The 23766-nt window shown below is 35.4% G+C and carries 19 protein-coding genes, 2 tRNA genes and 4 pseudogenes; 10 read left to right on the top strand and 15 right to left on the bottom strand.

Going from position 1 to position 23766, the window contains the following annotated elements; translation table 11 throughout:
- Positions 1-17: 17 nt before the first annotated feature.
- From FAF07_RS10485 to FAF07_RS10465, 5 genes are all read right to left on the bottom strand, one after another.
- A complete protein-coding gene (locus FAF07_RS10485; protein WP_142785064.1) occupies positions 18-1253 on the bottom strand; it encodes an IS4 family transposase in 1236 nt (411 codons plus the stop codon).
- A 102-nt stretch (positions 1254-1355) separates the two neighbouring features.
- Positions 1356-1586, bottom strand: coding sequence for a patatin-like phospholipase family protein (locus FAF07_RS10480; protein ID WP_142785063.1), 231 nt, complete (start codon positions 1584-1586; stop codon positions 1356-1358).
- Positions 1587-1592: 6 nt separating this feature from the next.
- On the bottom strand, positions 1593-4592 hold the full coding sequence (locus FAF07_RS10475; protein WP_142785062.1) for an efflux RND transporter permease subunit: 3000 nt from the start codon (positions 4590-4592) through the stop codon (positions 1593-1595).
- A gap of 259 nt (positions 4593-4851) precedes the next feature.
- Entirely contained in the window at positions 4852-5676 is an 825-nt protein-coding gene (locus FAF07_RS10470; protein WP_142785061.1) for an efflux RND transporter periplasmic adaptor subunit, read from the bottom strand.
- Positions 5677-5693: 17 nt separating this feature from the next.
- On the bottom strand, positions 5694-6974 hold the full coding sequence (locus FAF07_RS10465; RefSeq protein WP_142785060.1) for a TolC family protein: 1281 nt from the start codon (positions 6972-6974) through the stop codon (positions 5694-5696).
- Between the two features lie 414 nt (positions 6975-7388).
- Here FAF07_RS10465 and FAF07_RS10460 point away from each other — a divergent pair.
- Positions 7389-7691, top strand: a pseudogene (locus FAF07_RS10460) (ATP-binding protein); the annotation flags it as partial.
- 115 nt (positions 7692-7806) lie between these two features.
- Here the strand turns inward: FAF07_RS10460 and FAF07_RS18670 are convergent.
- Positions 7807-8067 (bottom strand): transposase, encoded by a 261-nt coding sequence (locus FAF07_RS18670; RefSeq protein ID WP_221930751.1) that lies wholly within the window; start codon positions 8065-8067, stop codon positions 7807-7809.
- 149 nt (positions 8068-8216) lie between these two features.
- Positions 8217-9446, bottom strand: a complete 1230-nt coding sequence (locus FAF07_RS10450) for an ISL3 family transposase (protein WP_142785058.1) — start codon at positions 9444-9446, stop codon at positions 8217-8219.
- A 355-nt stretch (positions 9447-9801) separates the two neighbouring features.
- On the opposite strand from FAF07_RS10450, the gene FAF07_RS10445 reads away from it, so the two are divergent.
- The 6 genes and pseudogenes from FAF07_RS10445 to FAF07_RS10420 all read left to right on the top strand — a co-directional run.
- Complete coding sequence (locus tag FAF07_RS10445; protein WP_246067685.1) at positions 9802-10164, top strand: hypothetical protein; 363 nt, start codon at positions 9802-9804, stop codon at positions 10162-10164.
- A 121-nt stretch (positions 10165-10285) separates the two neighbouring features.
- The gene (locus FAF07_RS10440; protein WP_142785057.1) at positions 10286-10684 is read left to right on the top strand and encodes a DoxX family protein; all 399 of its coding nucleotides are present in this window, start codon (positions 10286-10288) and stop codon (positions 10682-10684) included.
- A gap of 6 nt (positions 10685-10690) precedes the next feature.
- Complete coding sequence (locus tag FAF07_RS10435; protein WP_142785056.1) at positions 10691-11116, top strand: DsrE family protein; 426 nt, start codon at positions 10691-10693, stop codon at positions 11114-11116.
- Between the two features lie 2 nt (positions 11117-11118).
- Positions 11119-12777: a bifunctional metallophosphatase/5'-nucleotidase gene (locus tag FAF07_RS10430; protein ID WP_142785055.1), complete on the top strand. Its 1659-nt coding sequence runs from the start codon at positions 11119-11121 to the stop codon at positions 12775-12777.
- Positions 12778-12786: 9 nt separating this feature from the next.
- Positions 12787-13398 carry a TlpA family protein disulfide reductase gene (locus tag FAF07_RS10425; protein WP_142785054.1) on the top strand — a complete coding sequence of 204 codons (612 nt, stop codon included), beginning with the start codon at positions 12787-12789 and terminating at the stop codon, positions 13396-13398.
- A gap of 469 nt (positions 13399-13867) precedes the next feature.
- A pseudogene (locus FAF07_RS10420) lies at positions 13868-14686 on the top strand (IS5 family transposase); the annotation flags it as partial.
- Between the two features lie 43 nt (positions 14687-14729).
- Here the strand turns inward: FAF07_RS10420 and FAF07_RS10415 are convergent.
- Entirely contained in the window at positions 14730-15344 is a 615-nt protein-coding gene (locus tag FAF07_RS10415) for an FMN-dependent NADH-azoreductase (RefSeq protein WP_142785053.1), read from the bottom strand.
- A 122-nt stretch (positions 15345-15466) separates the two neighbouring features.
- On the opposite strand from FAF07_RS10415, the gene FAF07_RS10410 reads away from it, so the two are divergent.
- Positions 15467-15832 (top strand): winged helix-turn-helix transcriptional regulator, encoded by a 366-nt coding sequence (locus FAF07_RS10410; protein ID WP_142785052.1) that lies wholly within the window; start codon positions 15467-15469, stop codon positions 15830-15832.
- Between the two features lie 494 nt (positions 15833-16326).
- On the opposite strand, the gene FAF07_RS10405 is transcribed toward FAF07_RS10410, so the two are convergent.
- From FAF07_RS10405 to FAF07_RS10390, 4 genes are all read right to left on the bottom strand, one after another.
- Positions 16327-16399 (bottom strand) — tRNA-Met (locus FAF07_RS10405).
- A gap of 118 nt (positions 16400-16517) precedes the next feature.
- Positions 16518-16700, bottom strand: a complete 183-nt coding sequence (locus FAF07_RS10400; RefSeq protein WP_142785051.1) for a CPXCG motif-containing cysteine-rich protein — start codon at positions 16698-16700, stop codon at positions 16518-16520.
- A 67-nt stretch (positions 16701-16767) separates the two neighbouring features.
- Entirely contained in the window at positions 16768-17592 is an 825-nt protein-coding gene (locus tag FAF07_RS10395) for a leucine-rich repeat domain-containing protein (protein WP_142785050.1), read from the bottom strand.
- A gap of 157 nt (positions 17593-17749) precedes the next feature.
- Complete coding sequence (locus tag FAF07_RS10390; protein ID WP_142785049.1) at positions 17750-18118, bottom strand: TolC family protein; 369 nt, start codon at positions 18116-18118, stop codon at positions 17750-17752.
- A gap of 26 nt (positions 18119-18144) precedes the next feature.
- On the opposite strand from FAF07_RS10390, the pseudogene FAF07_RS19080 reads away from it, so the two are divergent.
- Positions 18145-18357, top strand: a pseudogene (locus FAF07_RS19080) (HNH endonuclease); the annotation flags it as partial.
- A gap of 120 nt (positions 18358-18477) precedes the next feature.
- Here the strand turns inward: FAF07_RS19080 and FAF07_RS10380 are convergent.
- Complete coding sequence (locus FAF07_RS10380; protein ID WP_246067684.1) at positions 18478-19518, bottom strand: IS4 family transposase; 1041 nt, start codon at positions 19516-19518, stop codon at positions 18478-18480.
- A 164-nt stretch (positions 19519-19682) separates the two neighbouring features.
- On the opposite strand from FAF07_RS10380, the pseudogene FAF07_RS19075 reads away from it, so the two are divergent.
- Positions 19683-20461, top strand: a pseudogene (locus tag FAF07_RS19075) (HpaII family restriction endonuclease).
- Between the two features lie 333 nt (positions 20462-20794).
- Here FAF07_RS19075 and FAF07_RS10365 read toward each other — a convergent pair.
- Both FAF07_RS10365 and FAF07_RS10360 read right to left on the bottom strand, forming a co-directional pair.
- A tRNA-Tyr gene (locus FAF07_RS10365) sits at positions 20795-20876 on the bottom strand.
- Positions 20877-20983: 107 nt separating this feature from the next.
- Positions 20984-23722, bottom strand: coding sequence for a TonB-dependent receptor (locus tag FAF07_RS10360; RefSeq protein ID WP_142785046.1), 2739 nt, complete (start codon positions 23720-23722; stop codon positions 20984-20986).
- Positions 23723-23766 lie beyond the last annotated feature (44 nt).

Genomic DNA, 23766 nt, shown 5'->3' with positions numbered 1-23766 from the left:
TCGTTTAAAATATTAGATTATCCAGAAAATAAGTCTGCGTCAAACACCCATTCCTTTTGTGTAGTAAACGTGACCTTACGCACGCCTTCTCTTACGTGATTGCATACATAATCCAGTGATAGATAATGATACAGGCAGAATCTTATTTTTTCTGATAAATTGGAAAAAGCAACTGCTTTTTTGGAGATAGTTCGTTTTATGAGCTCTAAGAGCAGATAATTTATCAGGGCTACATATATTTGGGACTTTACTGCATTTTCACTGGTTCCCCAAAAGGTCTTTACCTGTAGGTTTTGTTTTAAGGCTTTAAAAAACAGTTCTATGTCCCAACGTTTCTTGTACAGTTCCGCAATGGTACCGTGCTCCCAGTCAAGTTGGTTTGTAACAATGGCTATCACTTTGTTTTCATCTTCTTTATAGACGTGTGCCAATCTTAGTTTTTGTTCTGAAATCCCTGTTTCCATTGCCTTGTTTGAAGTCAGTTGGATTATTTCATCTTTCAGTATATTTTGGTCAACGTTATCCGGTAATTCTAGTTCTTCTATCGTTTGGTACAACGTATTGGACTTGATCCTGGTAACAAATACATTTTCTGCCTTTATCCTGTTGAGCATCAGTTCAAAATCAAAATAAGCCCTATCTTCAACTATAATGGTGTCTTTAGGATAAATCAATTGCTTTAACCCATATCTGTCGTGCACCTTTGCTTCTGTAATATTTACCACATCCGGTATCATTAAATTGTAATCCCAACTTGTATGTAATTTAATGCCCCCTTTTGCTGTCCGAAACTCTGCCCAATCAAACATGGCCAAGCATAAGGATATCGTTGAGCTATCTATTAGTTTAACAACCTTGCCCTTGATCTCTTTTATGATGTGGGTATTGTGATGTTCTTTCAGCACTGATTTATAATGGCTCAATAAACGATAATACAAACTCTCAAACACGCGCCAGTCCCTGATTTTATTGCCATCACTCATTGTGGAACGCGCAGGGCTTTGGCGCAGGCCCAAGTCGTTTATGAAAATTTCGCTTACTCCGATCCCTGCCGATATATCATTCAAGCTCTGGCACTTATTGAGCTGTCCGAAAGTTAGTGCTACAAACTGATCGTATGTTCTGTATTTATGAACACCTTTGTCCGTTTTGTAAGTATTTGTGCAACTTTTAATTAACCAAGGTGGTACTAAATCTAATAGTTGCCGAATTATTGGTTTATTGGTATTTTTGTTTCGCCTGAAGAGTCCCATATTTGAAAAGTTTTTCGTAGAACTCTAAAATAAGGGATTCTGAGGGCTTTTTAAAATAGCGACTTTCGGATGCTACTGAGTTAGGTAAGCTCTGTTAATCCTTTATTTAAAAAAACCTATTTTGAAAATTTTTAGAAACGCTTTTTCGTGAGAGAGTTTTAAAATATCTTTTGGCGTATGGCCAGCGCAATATAAAACCCCAATGATGCTCCCTGCACTAGTACCTGAGACTCTGTTTGGGAATATATTATTTTCGTTCAAAGCTTGTAGCACACCAATGTGAGCTGCACCACGCACTCCACCACCTAAAAGTGCAATTCCAATTTCATCCATAAATTTCTACTCTTTAATTATTTTCAAAATCGTAGGTAATACAACTAACAGAAGCGGTAAAGCAAACACCAATCCACCTATAACAGCAATTGCCAGCGGTTGGTGTAGCTGTGCGCCTGGGCCAATACCTAAAGCCAAAGGTACCAGTGCCATAATCGCAGCAAAAGCAGTCATTACTTTAGGACGTAAACGTGCTGCGATTGAGTATTCAATTTTTTCAATATGAGATAAGGATGCATCACTTTCCTGATACTGCCTGTAGGTAAAAATTGAGTTCTCACCAATAACACCAACAATCATAATAATACCTGTATAACTTCCAACATTTAAAGGTGTTCCTGTTAAAAAGAGGCTCAATAAACTTCCAGCAACTCCTAAAACTGCAATTACAATGATGGCCAATGCAATCTTTACTTTTCTAAACAGAAATAATATCACAATAAACACCAGTAATATGGCAGATATTAATATCATCATCAATTCTTTAAATGCCTTCTGCTGTTCTTTATAGGCTCCACCATATTCAATAGTATAACCAGCAGGAAGCGAAATATTTTTTGTTATATGGCTCTGAATGTCCTTTAGTATTGAGCCTAAATCACGATTGTTTAATCGCGCCGTAATCACACCCATAGATTTTTGATGTTCACGATTGATTTCAGCCACGCCTTTACCCATTTCAATCGATGCCACTTGATTGATAGGCACACTGGAACCATTAGGTAATAAAATAGCGGTGTTTTTTATATCAGATACCGAAGTCTTATTAGCATTAGGATAAATAAGACGGATATCTACCATTTGCTCTTTATCTATCATCGAGCTTACTACAGTGCCTTCAACTTGGGTTTGTAACTGCAATTGGAAGTCGGCAACGGTCATTCCTAATTGTGCAAGTACGGGAGCGTTAGGCACTATGGATAGACTTGGGCCAGCAACAATAATACCGTCATTTACATCTGCTGTTCCTGAAACAGTTTCAACTTCTTTGGTAATTTCCTGCGATAAGCTTTCCAAGGTATTTATGTTAGTTCCAAAAACTTTTATCTCAATGGGCTGAACTGAACTCATTAAATCCCCTAACATATCTCCAATTACCTGACCAAAATCAATCGTTAACTGTGGCACTTTTGCTTCAACATGCTTTCTTATTTCGTCAGAAACTTCATCGGTTGTTTTACTCCGCTTATCTTTCAGCTTAATCAAATAATCACCACGATTAGGTTCGGTAATAAAAAAACCCATTTGTGTTCCTAATCTTGCTGAATAAGCTTCAACTTCAGGTTGTGTGTCCAAAACGCCGTTTACGATTTGCAACATCCTATCGGTCTCTTCCAATGTGGTGCCAGATGGACTATTATAATCCAAAACGATACTTCCTTCATCCATTTCCGGCAAAAAACCCGAAGGTAATTTGGAAGGAATAACTATAAGAACAACGACACAAATCAGCAAAAAAGAAATTCCTATAATTGGTTTGCCCAAAATGCTATGAATCCATTTTGTTTTCGGCTCATGCTTCCGCTTAACCGATTTATCTCTTGTAAATATAATTGACAACACGGGAACAACCAACCAAGTGACCAAAAAAGAAGCGGATAAAGCAATAATCATACTGAATGCCATTACTTTAAAATAAGCACCAGCAACGCCAGTCATTAAAACAAAAGGAATAAAAATCACTAATGTACTCAACGAAGAACCTATCATTGCAGGAAATAAGTGCGTTATGGCTGCGTGCGCAACCCAAGGCATTGATTTTTCAGGATGTTCTTCTCTTATTTTATGTATTTGTTCAATGATTATGACCACATCATCTATCATCAATCCAATGGCTGCAGCAACAGCTCCCAAAGTCATTATATTAAAGGTATAGCCTATAGCGTCAAGAATAATGAGTGTTAAGGACAAAGACACAGGAATGGTAAACAGCACCACCATACTTGCAGAAAACGAGCGCAAGAATAGAATGACCACCAACAGTGCCAATACCAAACCAATCCACAACACATCTTTGATACTTGAAATACTGGTGTTTACAAAATCGGCTTGTTTATAATACGGTTTTATCACCACGCCTGTAGGTAATATTTTTGAGAGTTCAGCAACTTTCTGTTCAATGGTCTTATTGACTTCAATAAGATTCGCATTCGGTTGCTTTACTACTGCGATAATTGGCACATTTTTACCATTGGCAAGGATTTTTACGTATTCCTTTACCTCCCTGACTTCAATGTCAGCAACATCTTTCAGCCGAATTAATCGATTGGGACTATTTATGATAACCAGATTTTGTAAATCTTCAATATCATCCACTGCATTATCGGTAAGCGTCAGATACATTCTGTTAAAATCTGTGATGTAGCCATTAGATTGTAATAAATTTGAATTGACTACAGTATTTTGAATTGTTGATATAGAAATCCCCAAAGACTTGATAACATCTGGTTTTAAAATAACCTGAAACTCTTTGTCTTTACCACCTATTACAGCGATGTCTGAAACGCCTGGTGTAGCAGCTAAAAATGGTTTTACCTGATACTTTGCAATTTTCTTTAAATCTACTTGTGATAAGCCTTCTCCTTCTAATGAATAGCCCATAACTGGCAAAATAGATGGGTTCATTTTTTCTACGGAAAACACGGTGTTCGGTAGAATACTTCCTTGTGACTGATTGATAAAAGATTCAATTTGCGCTTTGGCAGTATTAATATCCATATTCCAATCTAAAAAGACCGAAATCTCACAACTTCCACGGGATGTAGTACTGCGTATGTATTGCAAGCCTTCTGCACGACGGATGATGTTTTCTAAAGGTATCGTCACAGTAGTCATCATTTTGTCCACGGGCTGTTGCCCTGCATCTGCAATCACTTTAATCTTCGGAAACGTGATATCTGGAAATAAGCTTGTCTTTAAATTCTGATAGGTAAAAAACCCTCCAATAAGTATCAGAATACCTATGGCAAGCAACGGAAATTTATAATTGGAATGCAGTTTTTTCATCTGTTCGTATTATTTTCTAAAAAAGGTCAGATGGAATTCGCCTAATAACTTGTTGGTTGTGATTAAATATTTATATCTGCTCATTTCATTGTTTTTTGAAGCTTACAATTGTTGAATCCTGCATTTGATAAGCACCTTCTGTAATCACCAAATCATTGACTTTAAGACTTTCCGATTTTACTTGAACTATGGAATCGTTCTTAAGCAGTGGCACTACTTTTTGTTTTAATGCAAGAGAGTCATTGGTTACTTTCATTACTCAAAATTCCGACAATAACTCATTGGTCTGCAAAGCAATTTCGGGAACAGTCATTGCAGTTGCATCTTCTTTGTAAATGGTCCTAACCTGAACATTTAAATTTTCAGGAAGATTCGCTTTTGGCAAAGCAATTAAAAACACCTGTGATTGTGCTACTGGGTCTATGGTAGGTAAAGTTCCCGTTACTTTCGCATTCAACACTTCTCCATTTTGCAAAATAATTTCACACGATGACCCTATTTGAATGGCGTCTTCATATTCGTAAGGTACATTTACTTGTATTACTAACGACTTTGGTTGTGCCACAGTTGCCAATATATCTCCTTCAGCTACATAATCATTGGAAGTGATATTGAGTACTGTAAAAACGCCTGAAGCATTACTTCTTATGGTAATTGGACTCACAAATTTTAATAACGAACTGTCTATTTTCGCAGCTTCTTTAAGTGCGTCTTGTTCTTTAGTTCTAACCGATGCAAATGTTTGTCCGTTATGAATGTTATCCCCAATTTTATATTTCATCCAAGAAATATAACCGGTTACATTAGAGCGGATATTTTCCTTTTCATGATATTGGGTAACGCCATTAAACGTGAGGTATTCTTTAATATTGTTTTGTTGAACAGCAACAACGCCAACACTAATTGGTGCTTTTTTTTCTGAAACCGCATCAACGTTTTTCTTACAAGCAGAAAAATCTATAACTAGTAATAAAGTGGCTATATATTTAAAGTATTGTTTTTTCATGTGTTTTTTTCTATTGTTTTTTAAGGACACATGCTGTTTGCTATTAATCGTTCCGTTAGGCGATAATGCTATTAACATGCTCGTTTCATAATCAATTACCAGTTTATAAAGTTATACTGGCTTTGTAATAACCAGTAGTTGGTTTGCATTTGAAGTTTTGTGTAAGCATTTAGTTTGTAATTCTGAATGACGTTTAAGTAATCTACAATAGATACTTGCCCTTGAACCAATTTGCCCTTGTAGATTTCTAATATAGTTTCTTGCCGTTTCAATTGTTCTTCCAGCAATTGCATAGCTATTTCCAGTGCTTGTATTTGTTGTTCGATACTCTTAATACTGTTATCTATCTGCACTTTTGAATTCTCCCTGTAAAACTCTAAACTCTCTTCTTTTAAAAGACTTTGCTGTGCATTGTACTTGCGTTGCTTTCCATCATAAATAGAAATCGCTAACCGCAGTCCAGCACTTGCACCAAACCTTCTGTATATATTAGGAATTTCAACGGCATTTAGCCCTGTATTTGCGTATGCAGTTACCTGTGGTTTGTATTGATTCTCAAAAACTCTTTGATTGGCAACAATTTGCAGACTATCATTTTGAAATCTTTTCTCGTAGAAAAACTTTGATGGATTTTGATTGTTAAGAAAATCAGGTTGTTCTAATTTGTCAATCTCGCCAATTTCAGTACCGCTCAAATTATAGAGCTGATCAATGGCTACTTTCAGGTTGTTTTGTATTTGTTGCAATTCTAATTTCTTACCGTCCATATCCAATTGCAACAACAAATAATCACTTTCCATTAAAACAGCACGTTTTACTAATAACTCTACAACCTGTGCTCGCTTTTCGAGGTCTTTAAGAATTTCGGTTGTAAAAGCCTCTTGCAATTGTAATTGGTATGCCATAACATAGGCATCCGTTATATTTTTAACGATGTTATGTGTGATTTCTTCGGAAGAAAGTGAAATCGTATTGTTGCTTATTTTATTTTGAAACAATAAGTTATCTGTGACCGCTTGATTAAATAAGTTTTTGGTCACATTGATTTGCGTAGAATATAAACCTCCATTTGTTATACCCACGTCATATCCAAAAGCAGTATTGGAAGGTGTTGTAGTAATCTCTATAACCTTTCCATTATTATCAAAATAAGGAGCTACGAACACCTCTGAAGTGGCATTGACTTGAAAAGCATTATTCTGAGCTGTAATTATACTACCTTGAAGTTCTCCAATCTTGAGAAGGTTGTAATTTTCTCGTAGTACAGGCGCATTTTCTTTTGCCTTATTTACAAAATAATTAAGAGTAACTTTGTCCTGAGCAGTAACAATTAAGCTTATTAAAAAAGCTATTGCAAAAAATATTAATGGCTTCAATATAAAATTATTAAGATTAGTCTTTTAGATGATTATAAATTTAAAAACACTTTTTAAGTGAAGAATAAGTTCTGAAGTTCCAATTGTGCCTGACAAGAGAAGGAGTTATCATAACCAACCAAAATTATTACTCCTTCTCTTACAGGGCTTAATTTAAAAACACTTCTAAACTTATAATTTATGGTAAATGTATTTGTGAAATCTAAAGATTGTTTAAAGAATTTTGTGCTATTATTCGCTTAAACTTTTCATGAGCTAAGAATAGAGAGTGCGTATAAATATCTGCTAATCAATGGAAAAGACTCGTTTTTATAATACCTCCTTGTAAAATGAGCCATACGGTTATACTTTCACTAAAGTAAAAAAGGAATGAAATCCTAAATGAAACCAAATCAAATGCTATTAAAAACATCAAAAGCTGATGGCTCTGATATGAAAGAAATTAGTAAGCTGGAAAAACAAGGTTTATTGATACTCGATGATTTTGGACTTAGAGCACTAGGCAGTGTTAACAGATGCTTTTTTATGAAAATTATTGAAGATAGACATGGTAAGAAAGCCTCTATAATTGCTTCACAATTACCTGTGGAAGCATGGCATCAAATCATTGGAGGGCAAACTATTGCTGATGCCATTTTGGATAGAATTGTACACTCTGCCCATAGAATTAACCTTAAGGGTGAGTCAATGAGAAAAAAATTAAAGAAAAATCACTAATTTTAAACCACAAATGAATCGAATTTCAACACCTGTTTTACCCTGCTCACTTTAATCCGGAATAGGTGGTTCACTTTTACCACTTTTACGGTTCTTCCTCATATTTGGGGAAACATCAACCAGTTTGAGATAATATCACCTTCTTACGCAATAGATCAAAGCTAGCCCTGCCATACATTTGTCTTTTTATACTCTTTATCCGGTTTACATGGCCTTCCACAGCACCATTGCTCCAGGGCATGTTAATTCCGTTTTTAACGGCTTTAATATCCCTCAATAAACCATTGGCAAAAGAGGTTAAGCCCGGCATTTTGTATTTTGAGCGTTTTATAAATTCAATCCATCGGTTTATATTGCCACATCCTCTTTTTAACATCGTTTTGAAAATCTGCACCAATTTTCGAATGACCTGTAGTTCTGATATATTATCTAATAGTGTTTGTGGATACTTTCGCTCATCAGGATCTTTAATAACAGTTAAGCAAGAACCAATATATTTAGCCAGTGTCCTTGAACTTAAGGGTTTTATATAGGGGATTTTTGAATTTGTGCAAAATCCGGCGTGGATATTTCAAATCTTTCCTTTATGATATTTATATTGTGGTAAGCCTGCGTTCTACTTCCTTTGTATCCCAATTCATAAATCTCGTCTATTATATCTTTCATCATATATCCTTGGTCATTTAATCGAGCAACAATGTGCTGGGCAAATAACTCAATATTGGTTGACTTAGAGCTTATTCTGGGAGGTAATGATTCTAGTGGGAGATATGAATGAACAGTATTACGGCTTATGCGCAAATCCCTTGCAATCTTTCGTTTAGATATGCCCTTAGCCTGTAATTCCTTAACCTTATTGAAGGTATCCTGCCTCTGGTCTACTTTTATTTCAACTATTTTTTGGACTTTTGATAATGGTTGCGACTTTTTTCCCTTATCACAGCCTGCATTCTGACCATCGGACATATTTAAAAGCCCATTGCTTTTATCTTTAATAAGCTTTTTAATTTTTGGATTCACACTTTTGAAATACTTGTCCAAAGCATCGGATAGGTTCATTAATAAATGAAATCGGTCCGCGACCTGTTCAGCATTTGGACAAACTTCATTGATAGCAGAAGCATACGAACTGGCCCTGTCTCTGGTAACAATTTTCACATCAGGATATTTTGACAGCCACTTTTTTAACGCTTTGCCCTGTCTCGAAGGTAAAATATCAATAGGCTTTGAAGTCTCCATATCAATGAGGATGGTTCCGTAACTTATCCCTTTTCGGTATGCAAAATCATCAACGCCAAGCACCTTTGGCTGTATTATTGGTGGTAGTTGTTGTCTGTGGACTATTCGTGTAACGGTTGAGCTGCTAACCGAAATTAGTAGTTGTTTAGACAGTATACTGCCCAGTTTTCCTGTTAATTCAATTGACAAGGCATCCAGTATCTTTGATACCCTTTTTGTTCTTCTTGAATACCTCAGAATATATGGTGTTTGTTCTGAGAATACTTTTCGGTTACATTGTGGGTTTTGGCATTTAAATTTGCGCGTCTTTAGGATAATAGTGGTTTTGTTTTGAAATACTGGAAGATCTGATAGTGTTCGGGTATAATGATCGTGAACTTTATTGCTATATTTTTCACATTTCGGACATTTTGATCGCTTAGCTTTTACTGATGCGTATATTTTAACAATGGAGCAAGAGTAATCAATATTATTTACAATTAGCACAGGCATGCCAATCAGTTGTTTTATGGTCATAAGCAGTTGTCTGATAACTACTTAAAGATAATAAATATGGTCTTACAAAACAAAAGAATATGCTTTTATTTATCTGATTATCAACAATATAAGACGCCAACCAATGTTTGTGGATTTCCCCAAATATGAGGAAGAACCACTCTTACCGGATTATCCAGTTGTGTCCAAGACCTTTGTAATGAAGCATTTTGCCCGAAATGCAGCTTTTTCTGTGGAATTTCAGGGGAATGGGCTGAATTTCTCTAAATCTGTACTCATTAATACCAAATATATAATATCCTCAAAATGTGTTAATGCTATTATGTAACTTTGGTTACACTCAATTCGTGTAAAGAATATTATATTTGAAACCTGAATGAAGTTAAATAGAAACATCGCACTAGCATTGGTTTGTATTTTCTTGGTAAAATTTGTTACCATAGATGCCAATGGTCTAAGCGTACTATTTAATGGGAGTAACATTTCATTTGTTAAGCCTTTATGTAAAAAGAAAAATTCTCCAAAATTATCTAAAGACAGCATTAATTTTTCGAATATTGAAATTTCTTCTGATCAGGTCATTAGTCTAACGGGGTTTTGTAATTCTCAGTTTCACTTGGAGCTATTCTCTTGGAAAACGGGTACTTCCGAACCCAATGCAACTTACAACAAACATTTTTCTTCAAGATTGAGTTATCTATACTTGGATAATGTTTCCCCGCCTCCACGCTTGTTTTAATAATCATTCCACAACATTTAAAGTAGGCGTTACACTAGTATTTTTTTAGAGAAAAATACAAACTGATACTATATTTCAGTAGGCACCGCACAAATCAAATTTTCTTTAAACATCATTTATAATGACGACAAAAATTTTAATCAACCGTCGTTCCATACAACTGTTACGCGTTTTGGTGAGCGGCATATTCTTGGTTGCGGGAACGAACCATGTACTGAATATTGAAAAGACAGCCAAACGGATAGAACAAGCTAGTTTTAAAGGGATCGCTTATTTTTTTGGCGAGCCTCAACTGCTTATTGTTGTATCTGGCATCATAATGGTTACGGCTGGTTTTTTATTCTTGATAGGATTCAAAACAAAATGGGCGGCAATCATCTTAATGATGGTACTCATCCCAATCACATTAACGGTTCAGGTGGGACAGATCACCACACTTGGACCACTATTTAAAAACATTGCCATTTTAGGTGGACTTCTTTTTTTTGTACTGAACGACACCGATAACCTTTTAAAATAAATCAAAATGAAAACATACATTTTTAGTTCAATCCTTTTTTTACTCACGTTGTTTAGTACCGCTAACTTACAGGCTCAGCAAAACGTCAATAACAGCAAAAACAATTACGTGGTACTTACCAAAAAAATACCGCAACTGCAACCTATACTGTTAACGGCCGAAGCACTCAAAGAAGAAGATGGCAAAGCTTTTGGCGATTTTCAGGTCATCATCTGTGGTAAGGAAATAGGTGATATTACCGATACCGAAAAAATAGCTGCTTTTATTGAAAAAGCAGAAAAGGCTGGAGTGCATCTTGTTGCCTGCGGTTTTTCGCTCAATAAATTCAAAGTCGATAAAACAAAAGTCCCCAAGGAAATGAAGGTAGTGGAAAACGGTATTCTCTACAATTTTCAGCTTCAGAAAAAGGGATATAAAAACATTAGTCTTTAATTATGAAAAAATTGAAGAAAAAATTTCTGGCAATTATTTCCATTTTGGTACTATTGGTATTCTTGGTTGCCTGTAAAACTGAAAAATCGAACGAAATAAAAACCAGTATAAAGACAAAGGACACCTTGAGCATTACCGTGTTGCAAACTGCCGATATACACGGCCAACTCGATACACATCCCGAACTATTTTGGGAAGATGACGAAATAGTCTTCAAAGACCGTGGCGGTCTTGCCAACATTAAGACACTTTTTGACCGAGAACGCAAGAAAAATCCTAATAGAACCATCATCGTCGATGGCGGCGACCTTATTCAAGGGAGTGGCTATGCAGCATTGTCAGAGGGAAAAGTAATGCCCGAAATCATAAAAAATATGGGCTATGACGCAATAATACCAGGTAATTGGGAAGTCGTCTATGGTAAGAACATAATGATGGACGTGATGCAAAGTTATAATACTAATGTAATCGCTCAAAATATGTTTCACGAAAAAAATGAAAAATCACTGTTTCCTGCCTATTGGATAAAGGAAATTGAAGGGGTGCGTATCGGTTTTATAGGGATTAACGACCCCGATGTTCCCGTACGGCAAAATCCAATTTTCAGTGAAGGAATTACTTTTAGCGGACTTGACGATAAACTGAAGGGAATGGTGGATGATATCAAGATTAAAGAAAAAGTAGATGTACTGTTCTTGGTCACACACATAGGGATTTTTAAACAGGTAGAGCTCGCCAATAGTCCCATCTCTGAAAATGCAGATTATATCTTGGGCAACGATACCCACGAAAGGGTACGCGAACCCATTCAGGGCAAATATGCCAAGGTTACCGAACCGGGTGCTTTTGGTTCCTTTGTGGGGAAACTTACACTTAATTTTGTAGATGGAAAGTTGGTCGGAGATGCTTACAAACTTATCGAAGTTGACCCGGAGGTATTCCCGGCAGATAAGAAGATACAGGCTCTTGTAGATACTGCCAAAGCACCGTACAAAGAACACCTGGAAACGGTTATAGGCTATACCGAAACACCCATTTACCGATACCTGACCGTTGAAAACCCTATGGATAATATGATTACCGATGCTGCTCGCTGGAAAACTGGTGTGGATATCTCCATTTCAAACGGATTCCGGTTTGGTAATCCCATTGTTCCAGAAAAAGGAAAACCTGCCCCCATCACAAGGGCAAACTTATGGAACCTCCTTCCTGTAAACGAAAAGGTCAAAACTGGAAAAGTAACAGGAAAACAAATCAAGGACTGGTTGGAAAAGGAAATGCACAATGCCTTTTCCCAAAACCCTACCGAACGTTTCGGTGGTTGGCTGGTGCGATTTTCCGGGATGAAAGTAGATTTTAAAAGTCAGAATGAAAAAGGTCATCGCATCAGTAGCATAACAATTAATGGCGAACCTATGCAAGACACACAGCATTATACTATCTCTGCCTGTGTACGACCTGGCGACCCGATGGACAATCTGTGCAGAATGCCCAATGTAAAGGAAGTTGAAGTAATGGATTACACCATACACGATGTGGTAGAAGAATACCTAAAAGAGAATTCTCCCGTATCGCCCATCTTGGAAGGGAGGGCATACTGCGAATATCTCGGTAGGTATTCGTTTTCAACCGTACCCAAAACCGAATATAAATTTCATTAAGAAAAAATTATGAACAAGAAGCAAAAGAAAACTTGGATACAAAACGGAATTTTTGCTGTTGTAGCCATCATACTATACGCCACTGGATTGCACACTGAAGTCATTGGTTTTATGCAGCGCGGGGTTTTAGCTACCGGACTGATGAATCCTGATATCGAAGAAATATCACAAGTGCGAAACCATACTCTTGAGAAAGATAACGCGCCAATGATAACCAAAGCAGATTTTAACCTAACGTTGCTTGATACTGAAGGCAATACCAAATCGTTGAAAGACTTAAAAGGAAAGGTAATATTTATGAATTTTTGGGCAACGTGGTGCCCGCCTTGTGTTGCCGAAATGCCAAGCATCGATAAGCTGTACGAAGAAATGGGTGATGAAGTTGCTTTTGTAATGCTGTCGCTTGACCAAGATTTTGAAAAGGCCAAGGCTTTTTCTAAACGCAAAGGGTACAGCCTTCCTATTTATGCCCCGGCAAGTAACCTTCCTACGATGTACCAATCTTCCTCAATCCCCACTACCTATATCATAGATGCCGATGGAAATTTAGCATTAACACATAATGGTATGGCCGACTATGGTGCAGCAGATTTTAAGGAATTTTTAAGAAGTCTGAAATAGTACACTCCGAATTTAGAGTAATTTTTACAAAAATTTTACTGCAAAGCTTATATTCGGATTGATGCTTTTCTTAGACTACAGAGGTATGTACTGACTGGATTATGAAAATGGATTTTCCTTCTCCGTAGGAAGTAAAGCGGACTTAATTTCAAAGATGTAGATTGGGAATGAAGTATCCATGCCTTTTTTTTTGGCAGGGTTAGTATAATGGAAATCGAAATCTTTGATATTATGTCCAAGACCTTGCACAATGAAGCGCATTTACCGCAATGAAGCTTTTTCTGCGGAATGCAGGGAAATGGACTAAATTGGATGTAATAAATAACTTCAAAGATGAATTAATCTAAAGGTACTTGAAGTTAAAAATATATTTATGAGTTAATGAAGTGATTTAAACTTTTTAAAGCAAATTAAAAAGGGTTGCCGATATTTGCGTTACCATACGAAAAATATTAAAAAGCAACCCCTTATGTACACAGTACTAGACAAAGATACAATAGAAATGGAAATTATTCCACACCTACCATTACCAAAACGAGGATTTCCACCAACGGTCCCCTTGGTTGAGATTGTTAATGCCATTCTTTACAAGCTGAAAACAGGTGTTCAATGGCACCAATTACCAACGCGGGTGTTTTTTGAGGAAAAGTCGTTATGTTGGGAATCCGTATATTATCATTACCGAAAATGGAGTGTCAACGGAGTCTGGAAGGCGTGTTGGATAGGTTTCTTAGATAAGCACAGAGCAAAGCTAGACCTTTCTAGTGTGGATTTAGATGGTAGCCATACACCAGCCATCAGAGGAGGCGAACAGGTGGAATATCAAGGCAGGAAAAAGCGAAAGACCACCAATGCGCTCTATTTGAGTGACAGACAAGGGTTGCCCATCGCAATGTCTGAACCTTTAGCGGGCAACCACAATGATCTTTATGATATCGAAGTGCAATTTGAAGTGGTTACCGGAACACTAGAACAAGCGAAAATTTCTGTAGATGGTCTATTTCTCAATGCTGATGCAGGATTTGATTCAAAAGATTTCAGAAAATCCTGTAGCAATAAAGATATTAATGCCAATATATGTTTTAACAAACGTAACGGAAATACAGAAAGGGACGAATATTTCGACCAAGACCTATACAGCCAAAGGTATGCCATAGAACGAACCAATGCTTGGATGGATAGCTTCCGATCACTGCTAAATAGGTTTGACACAACGGTCGCTAGCTGGTTAGGATTTAATTATCTGCCATTCATTGTTATAGCTCTCAAAAAATTTAAAAAAAAAAGAAATACAAAAAGTTTAAATGAGTTCAATATGGCTAGTTGCATAATTAGTACCATTTTTTACTTAATAACTCAATTTCATTTTTTGAAGTCTCTAACATTTCTTCAGCTATATCAGGATACTGTTGTATTCCAAATACGTTGATGGCTTCAGTAGGAATTCCCATAAGACCGAAACAGGCAGTTAACAAAGGTGTTGCAAAATTCATACTTTTCAATGGCTCTGTTCCGAAATCACTTCCACTGGTCATAAGTACCAATGCTTGTTTATTTTCACATAAGCCTTTAGGTCCTTGTTCAGTTGACTCAAAGGTTTTTCCAGCCTGTACCACTGCGTCAACCCAAGCTTTTACTGTTGCTGGTAATGACATATTATACATAGGACTTGCCAAAACAAGAAAGTCTGTAGCCAATAACTGATTCATCATTTTGTCATTCTTATATAATATTTTATGTTGCTCATCATTTAGTTCCATTCCTCCAAAGTTTCGATTAACATATAGATTTAAATTTTCTTTTAACAATAAATCTGGAGTCTCTTCAGTTAAATCAAGAAACGTTATTCGGGTTTTTCTTTTATTCTTTTCTATAAAATAATCGACCATTTTTTTAGTGTTTGAATTATCTCTTGGAGTATAACTTATAATTAATGTTTTATTCATTTTCTACCCTACTTTTATTTATAATGTCAAATTTATATTAAATTTGCTATACAAAGCATATCACTATACTAATGTATACCAGTATATTTTAGTATAGTTGTTATATAACAAAGCCTTTTTAGATGAACTCTGTAAAAAACAAAACGAATGCTTATACCCCAACAGAATGCAAAAAATTTATTCTTCCTGTTCGGGATGTTATCGAATTAATTGGTGGAAAATGGAAGTTACCAATAATTATAACGCTCTCTTTTAAAATTCATAGGTTTAAAGAGTTAGAGCGACAAATTGAAGGAATTACTCCAAGAATGCTATCGAAAGAATTAAAGGATTTAGAAATAAATGGATTGGTCAATAGAGATGTCTTTAATACTATGCCAGTTACTGTTCAATACAGCCTTACCGATTATGGAAAGTCATTAGACAAAGTAATTGAAACAATGAGGGATTGGGGTCTAACACATAGAAATAAAATAATGAATGAATAACTATGCCTTACCCGAATTCTATGAAAAGTACCGATTCTTTTCCCTTAAGTTGCCATTTTATTTTTAACATTTCGAATTAAAAGATGATGCGTTGCTTTTTTTGAAAAGCGTTAATGTGCTTAACAGGCTAAAAAATGGATTATCCTCTAGAAGTAGGATTTAAAGCGGACTTTATTTCAAAGATGGAAATCGCAATCTTTGACATTGTGTCCAAGACCTTTTAATGAATAGTTACTAGAAGTCTTTTGATGGAAGTATTTTACGAGTTCAAATTGCGGTCATATTGTATGATAATAAACCCCTCTAACGAAGAAATGAAGTTGCAACTTCTTGAAATTTATTATTTCATCTAAGAATTCATAGGGTTTAAACATAAAAAGAGGCAATAGGCATCAATAAGAATGTTGCTCTTAAAACACTTAAATGTTGTACCTATGTTGTACCCAAGTTATAAAAAAAGCCCTCACATTTCTGTGAAGGCTTGATTTTACTAGTAGCGGGAACTGGACTCGAACCAGTGACCTTCGGGTTATGAGCCCGACGAGCTACCTACTGCTCTATCCCGCGATATATAATTGAAATAACTTACTTAGCTTTTAACTTGTGGCTCATAATACCAATCAAATTATTTCGGACTGCAAATATACAACCCTTTTTAAATACTACAAGAATTAATTTAAAAAAATTACTGATCAATACTATTTGCTTGAAAATCCATGATTTCGGAATAAGAAAATTTTACAGAAATTTGAATAGGATTACAACAGACCTCACAATCTTCAATATAAGTTTGAGAAGTTACTGCTGTGTCTAATAACATGGAGATGTTTTGCCAACAATGCGGACATGTAAAGTGATGTTCTAGCATAATGCAAAACTAAAAAAAAGACAGCACTTACTGGCTGTCTAATCAATTTATGAGGAATTGGCCATTCTTATTCTTTTTCAAGATCCATTGTTGCTGTAGAACTTTGCATTTCTAAACGCATCAAACTTGGTGGATTCTTTCCTGAAACGCTAATATACTCTTCGTTTAGGTTATTATCACTTACCATAAAGGTATTCAGGTTTGTTAAGTTCATAAACTCAGCAGGTAAATCCCCTGTAAGTTGATTTGTGGACAACAGTAATTCTTCTAATTGATTAAGTTGTGCAATTTCCACTGGAATTTCTCCAGTTAACTGATTATCCATTAAACTCAATTTTTGCAGGTTTGACAATGCATAAATATCATTAGGGATAGTACCTGTTAAAAAATTACTTCCTAAAAGTAGTTCCTTTAAATTCGTTAATTGCATTAAGGTTTCCGGAATAGTTCCTGATAGCTTATTACTGTATAACTTTAATGATTCTAAATTTTCAAGTTCGCCTAATTCATTAGGGATAGTGCCTTCAAAACTATTCATAAACAACTCAAGTGATCTCAGGTTTTTTAATTTACTCAAAGTCTTTGGTAAGACTCCTGATAATTTATTAAACCCCAAATTCATATGACGTAAATTCGTTAAATCACCAATAGCCATTGGAAGTATACCGTTTAGATTATTGAATTGTAGATTAATTCCAACTACCTTATCATCTTCAATAGTGACACCGTACCAAGTGCTGACATCGTCTTCAAGGTTCCATTGAGCGGTCCAATTGGCACCATTGGTTTCATTATATAGTGCTACTAATGCGGATTTCTCAATTGGTGAAATTTCAGCAAAAGCGTAAGCGGTAAGAAATAGGGATAGTATAGTAAGTTTTAAAGCTTTCATTAGAATTGATTTGGGATTAATTCTCTCACGAATCTACTTTAAAATAAGATAAAAAACTATTTTAATCGATGAAATGCATTAAATTTTAACAAATACATCAAATAAAATGCAACTTGAGCAAAAAGAGATCTTGGTATAAGGGTCTTTATTTTTTAAATTAGAAATTAATACTTAAAATTTCTCCGCTTATTTGAAGTAATTGCAATTCTGCTAATTTTGCAGAATATTTTGCTTGGTTTCTAGTTAATTCAGCATTAAAAAGATTCATTTGGGCTTGTCGAAATTCTATAGAATTTAGTTGGCCAAGTTTAAATTTTTCCTCTGTTCTATTAAAATTATTTTGGGACGTTTTAATATTATCTTCTTGTAGCCTGTAGATATTTAATTTATTCTGGTAATCATCCCAAGCATTATTAAAATCCCGTTCCAAAGCAACTAAAAACTGTTCTTTTTGAATGTTTTGAGCTTCTAGATTGATTTTTGCATTTTTTACCCGGGTTATCGTGCTTCCGCTGAACGAATCCACAAAACGGACTTTGTCTAAACAATCTTCACGATAAAGCTTTTGACAAAGGGTTAATTAGTGTTGACACAGATTACAATATTTCAGTTTCTAAATATCTATTGGAATATGAAAAAGAAAGAAAAGACACTTGTTTTTCAAATTTCAACAATAAAAAAATAAATTTACCTGATAAGTTTTTTCCTAAAATTGAATTTATAGAACAACATTATTTCAATTATCGCAAAAATGAGTATAATTAATAACCTTTACATTTCTAAAATTGACAATTCTTCTATTAACAATCAATCCTGTCCTAAATAAAATTTAGGCACAATAAATTTAGCCATTTTACTGGCTTAACCACTTTATTTTATAGATTTTCAAAAAAGAACCCCTTGTATATTTTTATTTGGAGGAGGTTGCTCTTTTGCAAATGGATTATCCAGCCAACTGTGTAGTCCTACTTTAACAAAAAGATTTAGCCCAATAAACGCGACCAGATTAGATAAATACCAAGCGTGCTCTGCTTGTGTTTTTAGGGCTTTTAAAATCAATATCGTTATAAGTGCTGTCCAGATTTGTATCATTACTGCGTTTTGGCCTGTGCCTATAAAAGATTTGAGGTGCAACTGCTGTTTTATGTCCCTAAAGAAAATTTCCACTTCCCATCTAGCCTTGTACAGTTCGGTTATGGTGTTTGCTGTCCAAGACATTTGATTGGCAATGACCTCAATGGTTTGTTGGTTTTTATCGTCCCATAGCGCAACTCGATGCAGTTTTCTAGGGTACTTGTCCTTGGTTTTGTTACCTGTGAGTTCGATAATTTCATCTTTTAGGACGTGCTGATGCCTTTTTTCAGGCAGTTCTAGTTCTTTTAGGGTTTTAAATTTAATGTTATCCTTGTGCCTTTCCAAAAAATAAACACCGTTGCTGTCCCAGGCATTCAAGAGTGAAAAATCATTGTAAAACCTATCGGCAACTATAACGCTTCCTCTTAGGAGCGGAACATCATAAGCGCCCTTGTTGTCCGCTGTTTTGCCATCTGTAATGTTTACGTACGCTGGTAAATGTCCATCGTAGTCAAGTAGAGTATGCATTTTTACCGCACCTTTTTTTGTTTTGTATTTTGCCCAATCGAACAAGCTTAAACAAAGACTTATCGTGGTAGCGTCCAGCAAGAATATTTTTGATCTTATCTTGAATTTTGTACGCTTCATATGAGCCTGCTGTCCTAAACTTTCTAGCAGAACATAATAGTAATCCCTAAAAAGCTCCCAACTTCTGTTTTGGTTTTGATAGCCAACCGTAGATTTTGACGGTGTCTTGCCCATGGCTAAATGATTGAGATTACCAGTTGCAGAACGTAAGCCATTGCTAATATCTCGGAGCGACTGGCTCTTTGCAAATTGACAAAAAAGCATAGTGACCAAGTGAGACCAACTATTAAAGCCTTTCTAGTGCTTATCTGTTTGATGAAATTTAACTAGCTTTTTAAATTTAGAACGGTCTAATTTTGAAATTATTTGTGAAAATAGAGCTACATTTACCATAAGAGGATGGGTTTTGTTGTGCAACTCAAAAATATTTGAGATACTTGACTTTATCCTCTTATTTTTTTAAAACGTTTAGGACGCTATTGATTAACAATAGAGGTATTAATATTATAGTTGGGGAAACAAATCCAATTTTAATTTCAGCAAAAAACTTTGGTAATACTATTTTAAGAAATGAATATATTCAATTCGATGATAAGTTAAATACAAATATCACTTTTAAAATTATTGAGGATAATAATCTACCTATTTCAGATGATGATTTAATTGAGGTAAATTCAATTACTAAAGGTCATAAGTACATAAAAAGGATTTCAAAATTAGCTGAATTAGGTTACCAAGTAAATTTTGACTCTTTTGATGACGATACTTTCAAGTTGAATCTTCAAGTAATTGATAGTGATTTACCAGAAATAGTCGCTCATATTGTGAAGATAAGTATGTTAGTAGTATAGTGAAAATTAATAAAGTAATTAAAAAAATTAGAGAAGACAACCCCATGAATTATGACCTTAGCCAAGGACATAAGTTTTATGAATATCGAATAGTGAATTTCTTAGTTGAAGCCGCTTTGGGTATGACCTCAAAATCAGTATGGTCTGGAAAGTATGATACAGTAGGTGGAATAATAATCATCAAACCAAATGCTGAAATGCTTTGTTACCATTTAATCGATTTTAACAAGTTTAAACAATACTTGAAAAATTCTTCAAGACTTGATAATCCATCAGGTTCTAAAATGGGATATGGTACAGTATATAAAGATTATAATGGTTCATTTATCAAATTGAATTTTCAAATAAAAGCATAGTTAATATTGTGGAAAGCCAACGCTACGAGCCATACACATTTACAGTCGCTTCATCCAAGCCTCGCCCAAACTGTAAAAGGAGATGGCTCTGCCAACGCTCAAAATCAATCAGAACTTAGAAACAAAAAAGCAAGCATTTTGTTTTGCTTGCTTTTTCTATTTATTCGTGGGGAGAGCAGGATTGAATATCCTAGTTCCCCATTCGTGAAAATGAAAAGTAACACCGCTAGCGCAGTGCACTTTTTTTATTTCAAAAGGTTTTCCGAAATAAATTTCTCAAACTTTTTGAAATAAAAAAAGTTTGCATTACCATGCAAACTTTTCGAGTTAAAGTGGGGAGAGCAGGATTCGAACCTGCGAAGACGTAGTCAGCAGATTTACAGTCTGCCCTCGTTGGCCGCTTGAGTATCTCCCCAAAACCGTTGGCAAATATATTATTGTTTGTTAATTCTGCAAAACAATTCAGCGATTACTTCTGCAAATACGTCCAAAATTATTTAAGGTATTTTGAGTTTTTAAAATCTATAGTTGGTAACGCACCCTAAACGACACAAAACGGGGTTGAATAAAAGTTTCTGAATTGGATACTGCTATGTTACTGGCACTATTTCTAACCCGAGAGTCTATGTCTAATAAATTGCTGGCCCTAATTTCGTATTCCCATTTAGCATCTTGATTTTTACGGTATTGCAGGGTGGCATCCCAAGTTTCAAAGGACTGCGATGGCTGCGTATCGCTATCTTGATTGGTGTATGTATATTCTGTTCGAAAGGTGAGTGCCTTCCATATGTAGGCGTCAAACTCAATAGAGGGCGCATTGGTAACAAAGGTATTGGATGTTGTGCCTAAATTATTATCCGAAACACTGTATCGATACCTTAGCCTGACATTGGGTGCGATTCTAAAGTTTGTGCGCAACTCTGGGGTATAACCTTGCGTAAAACGCTCGTTTAACGATTGTCTGCCCTGAATAAATTGATTACTTTTGCTGTAATTAAAGTTGGCCGATAAACTGGCTCTTAATTTACCAAACGTGCGCTGCACACGCCCATTGGCCGAGACATTTTCGTCAGCAAAATTAGAGTTAAAAAAGGTGCTGGTTCTAATGACATTCTCGAAGTTGGTCAACCCTCTAATCTGATCTATATTTTTAGAATAGGAAATACGGCCAAACACATTGGTGTAATTAAACAAATTAAAACTGCTATAAAACAAGCTGACATTGTGCGATAGGGCATTCTGCAAATCAGGTTCGCCAAATTGAATACTATTAAAATTATTTAAGACCAAACCTTGTGCTAAACGGGTGACATCTGTAAACTGGTTTTGCATGGTATAGCGCAAGGTTAGACTTTCACTCTTTTTAAACTGAATGCGGGTTTCAAAATCTGGTAAAAACCTAAAAAATTTATCTTTAAACGCGTCTCCAAACTGACTATTTTTGTTTCCGTAAGCATGTAAAGAAAACCCAGGTGTAAATGTAAATTTGCCTGTTTTTAAGGTATAGTGCATGCCTACATATACATCGCTAAAGTTATATTCTGTGTCATTTGTAGCGCGACCTTCGTTAAATGTTGGTGTTGGATTAAACTGCGAACCATCCTCTAAAAACTGAAAAATATTGGAGTTGAATTCCTGACGACTTAAGATGGTCCCAAGCGTGAGATTGATATTGCTTTTTGCATTAAGGATATTGTAATAATCTAACTTGGCATCGAGCTGATTGGACTTTATATGCCTGTTTTGCCCTAAATCATAATTGTTTAATGTGGTATTTAAACCTAAAGCATCGGCCGTATTATCAAAGGCATCCCTGTCTTCTGGATCTGTGTCATCATTATTTGAAGGATTATTTACCAATAAGGCATTGTAAAACGGGTCTTCATTTTTTATTAGATGCTGCGCTTCAAAAGCGAAGATATTTGTCTCGTTGAGTGTATAATAATAATTAAGATTTTGATTAATGCTAAATGGCGTGACCTCATCTAACTGATTTGTATTTCCAACTACTGAAGAGAACAGGTTTTGAGTTTGCACGTCTTTTGAAAAACGACCTAAAATATCGTAATCCAATTGATTGCTAGCATTTGGCTTATAAGAAGTGCTTAGTTTAAGCAATCCTTGATTGGAGCGCTCTTTACTATTTTGCTCTGTCGTTTCATCTGGAATTCCTAAATCGGCATCTGTATACTGTACAAAACTCTTTTCCTTTGACAAAATTCGACTACTATTAAAGATGGCGAATCCGCTTATATCTAAGGCTTTATTTGGCGAGTAGCTAAAATTTGAAGCTGCCAATTTATTTTCAATTTCTAAAGCATTATTTTGATTGGTTAAAAAATTAAGACCATTATCCCCTAAATTAATAGTGGTGCCGCTACCTCTACTTGGGGCTCTAAAACCACCCCCAAAACCTCTAATATCACGACGCGTCAAAGCCAATTCGCCAGTATTATTTAAGTCCCCTATAAAATTAAGACTGAATTTTGGACTGTAATAGAAGAGTTTTAGTTGAACTAAATACAATTCATTATCTGGTGATGCGCCACCTCCTACAGTAACATTGCCAAACCAAAAATTTTCCTTGCCTTCTTTTAGCTTAATATTTAATGCTACATTATCCTGATTATTGGTAACGCTACTTAACTGTCCCACTTCCGAATAATTTCGCAATACCTGAACCTTATCCACCGCATTAGACGGAATGTTCTTTGTGGCTAATTTGGTGTCACCATCAAAAAAATCCTTGCCATTAACCATGAGTTTATTAACTACTTTACCCTCTACTTCTACTTGGCCATCTTCATTAATTTCTACTCCAGGTAAATTTTCAAGCACATCTTCCAGTTTTCGTTCTGTACCTTTATTAAAAGAATCGGCGTTATAAACAATGGTATCTCCCTTTATAGTTACTGGCATTTCGTACACCAGTTCTATTTCATCTAACGCATTATCATTTTCTAGAATAAAATCTTTTGTAATGGGTACATCCTTTGTTTCCAGCAGTACTTCTCCCGCTTTCATACCGATATAACTCACTTGCAGTTTGTAGTTGCTGTTTTTGCTTAAACTAAGCTTGTAATGCCCATCACTATTAGTAATGCCATAAGAATCCAATGTTTTTGTTTCTTGATTTATAGCGACAACATTGGCCAATTCTAAAGCATTACCTATGCTGTCCTTAACCACACCTTCTACTTTAATTTGGGCAAAGGATATGTTAACTGCTAGACAGAGCAGAACAAAATATACTATCTTCATAATATTAGTTGTGATATATGATTGATTAATGTGGGATCGCGTAA

The organism is Changchengzhania lutea, from assembly GCF_006974145.1.
In the GTDB taxonomy this organism is placed as follows: domain Bacteria; phylum Bacteroidota; class Bacteroidia; order Flavobacteriales; family Flavobacteriaceae; genus Changchengzhania; species Changchengzhania lutea.
This window is presented reverse-complemented; position numbering and strand designations above follow the sequence as displayed.

What these genes read in the sequence shown, in the direction of transcription:
- FAF07_RS10485 (WP_142785064.1), bottom strand. Translation starts at nt 1,253, where the DNA reads ATGGGACTCTTCAGGCGAAACAAAAATACCAATAAACCAATAATTCGG.
- FAF07_RS10475 (WP_142785062.1), bottom strand. Translation starts at nt 4,592, where the DNA reads ATGAAAAAACTGCATTCCAATTATAAATTTCCGTTGCTTGCCATAGGT.
- FAF07_RS10450 (WP_142785058.1), bottom strand. Translation starts at nt 9,446, where the DNA reads ATGACCATAAAACAACTGATTGGCATGCCTGTGCTAATTGTAAATAAT.
- FAF07_RS10445 (WP_246067685.1), top strand. Translation starts at nt 9,802, where the DNA reads ATGAAGTTAAATAGAAACATCGCACTAGCATTGGTTTGTATTTTCTTG.
- FAF07_RS10435 (WP_142785056.1), top strand. Translation starts at nt 10,691, where the DNA reads ATGAAAACATACATTTTTAGTTCAATCCTTTTTTTACTCACGTTGTTT.
- FAF07_RS18670 (WP_221930751.1), bottom strand. Translation starts at nt 8,067, where the DNA reads ATGTTAAAAAGAGGATGTGGCAATATAAACCGATGGATTGAATTTATA.
- FAF07_RS10480 (WP_142785063.1), bottom strand. Translation starts at nt 1,586, where the DNA reads ATGGATGAAATTGGAATTGCACTTTTAGGTGGTGGAGTGCGTGGTGCA.
- FAF07_RS10425 (WP_142785054.1), top strand. Translation starts at nt 12,787, where the DNA reads ATGAACAAGAAGCAAAAGAAAACTTGGATACAAAACGGAATTTTTGCT.
- FAF07_RS10395 (WP_142785050.1), bottom strand. Translation starts at nt 17,592, where the DNA reads ATGAAAGCTTTAAAACTTACTATACTATCCCTATTTCTTACCGCTTAC.
- FAF07_RS10400 (WP_142785051.1), bottom strand. Translation starts at nt 16,700, where the DNA reads ATGCTAGAACATCACTTTACATGTCCGCATTGTTGGCAAAACATCTCC.
- FAF07_RS10380 (WP_246067684.1), bottom strand. Translation starts at nt 19,518, where the DNA reads ATGCTTTTTTGTCAATTTGCAAAGAGCCAGTCGCTCCGAGATATTAGC.
- FAF07_RS10410 (WP_142785052.1), top strand. Translation starts at nt 15,467, where the DNA reads ATGAACTCTGTAAAAAACAAAACGAATGCTTATACCCCAACAGAATGC.
- FAF07_RS10415 (WP_142785053.1), bottom strand. Translation starts at nt 15,344, where the DNA reads ATGAATAAAACATTAATTATAAGTTATACTCCAAGAGATAATTCAAAC.
- FAF07_RS10440 (WP_142785057.1), top strand. Translation starts at nt 10,286, where the DNA reads ATGACGACAAAAATTTTAATCAACCGTCGTTCCATACAACTGTTACGC.
- FAF07_RS10430 (WP_142785055.1), top strand. Translation starts at nt 11,119, where the DNA reads ATGAAAAAATTGAAGAAAAAATTTCTGGCAATTATTTCCATTTTGGTA.
- FAF07_RS10360 (WP_142785046.1), bottom strand. Translation starts at nt 23,722, where the DNA reads ATGAAGATAGTATATTTTGTTCTGCTCTGTCTAGCAGTTAACATATCC.
- FAF07_RS10470 (WP_142785061.1), bottom strand. Translation starts at nt 5,676, where the DNA reads ATGTTAATAGCATTATCGCCTAACGGAACGATTAATAGCAAACAGCAT.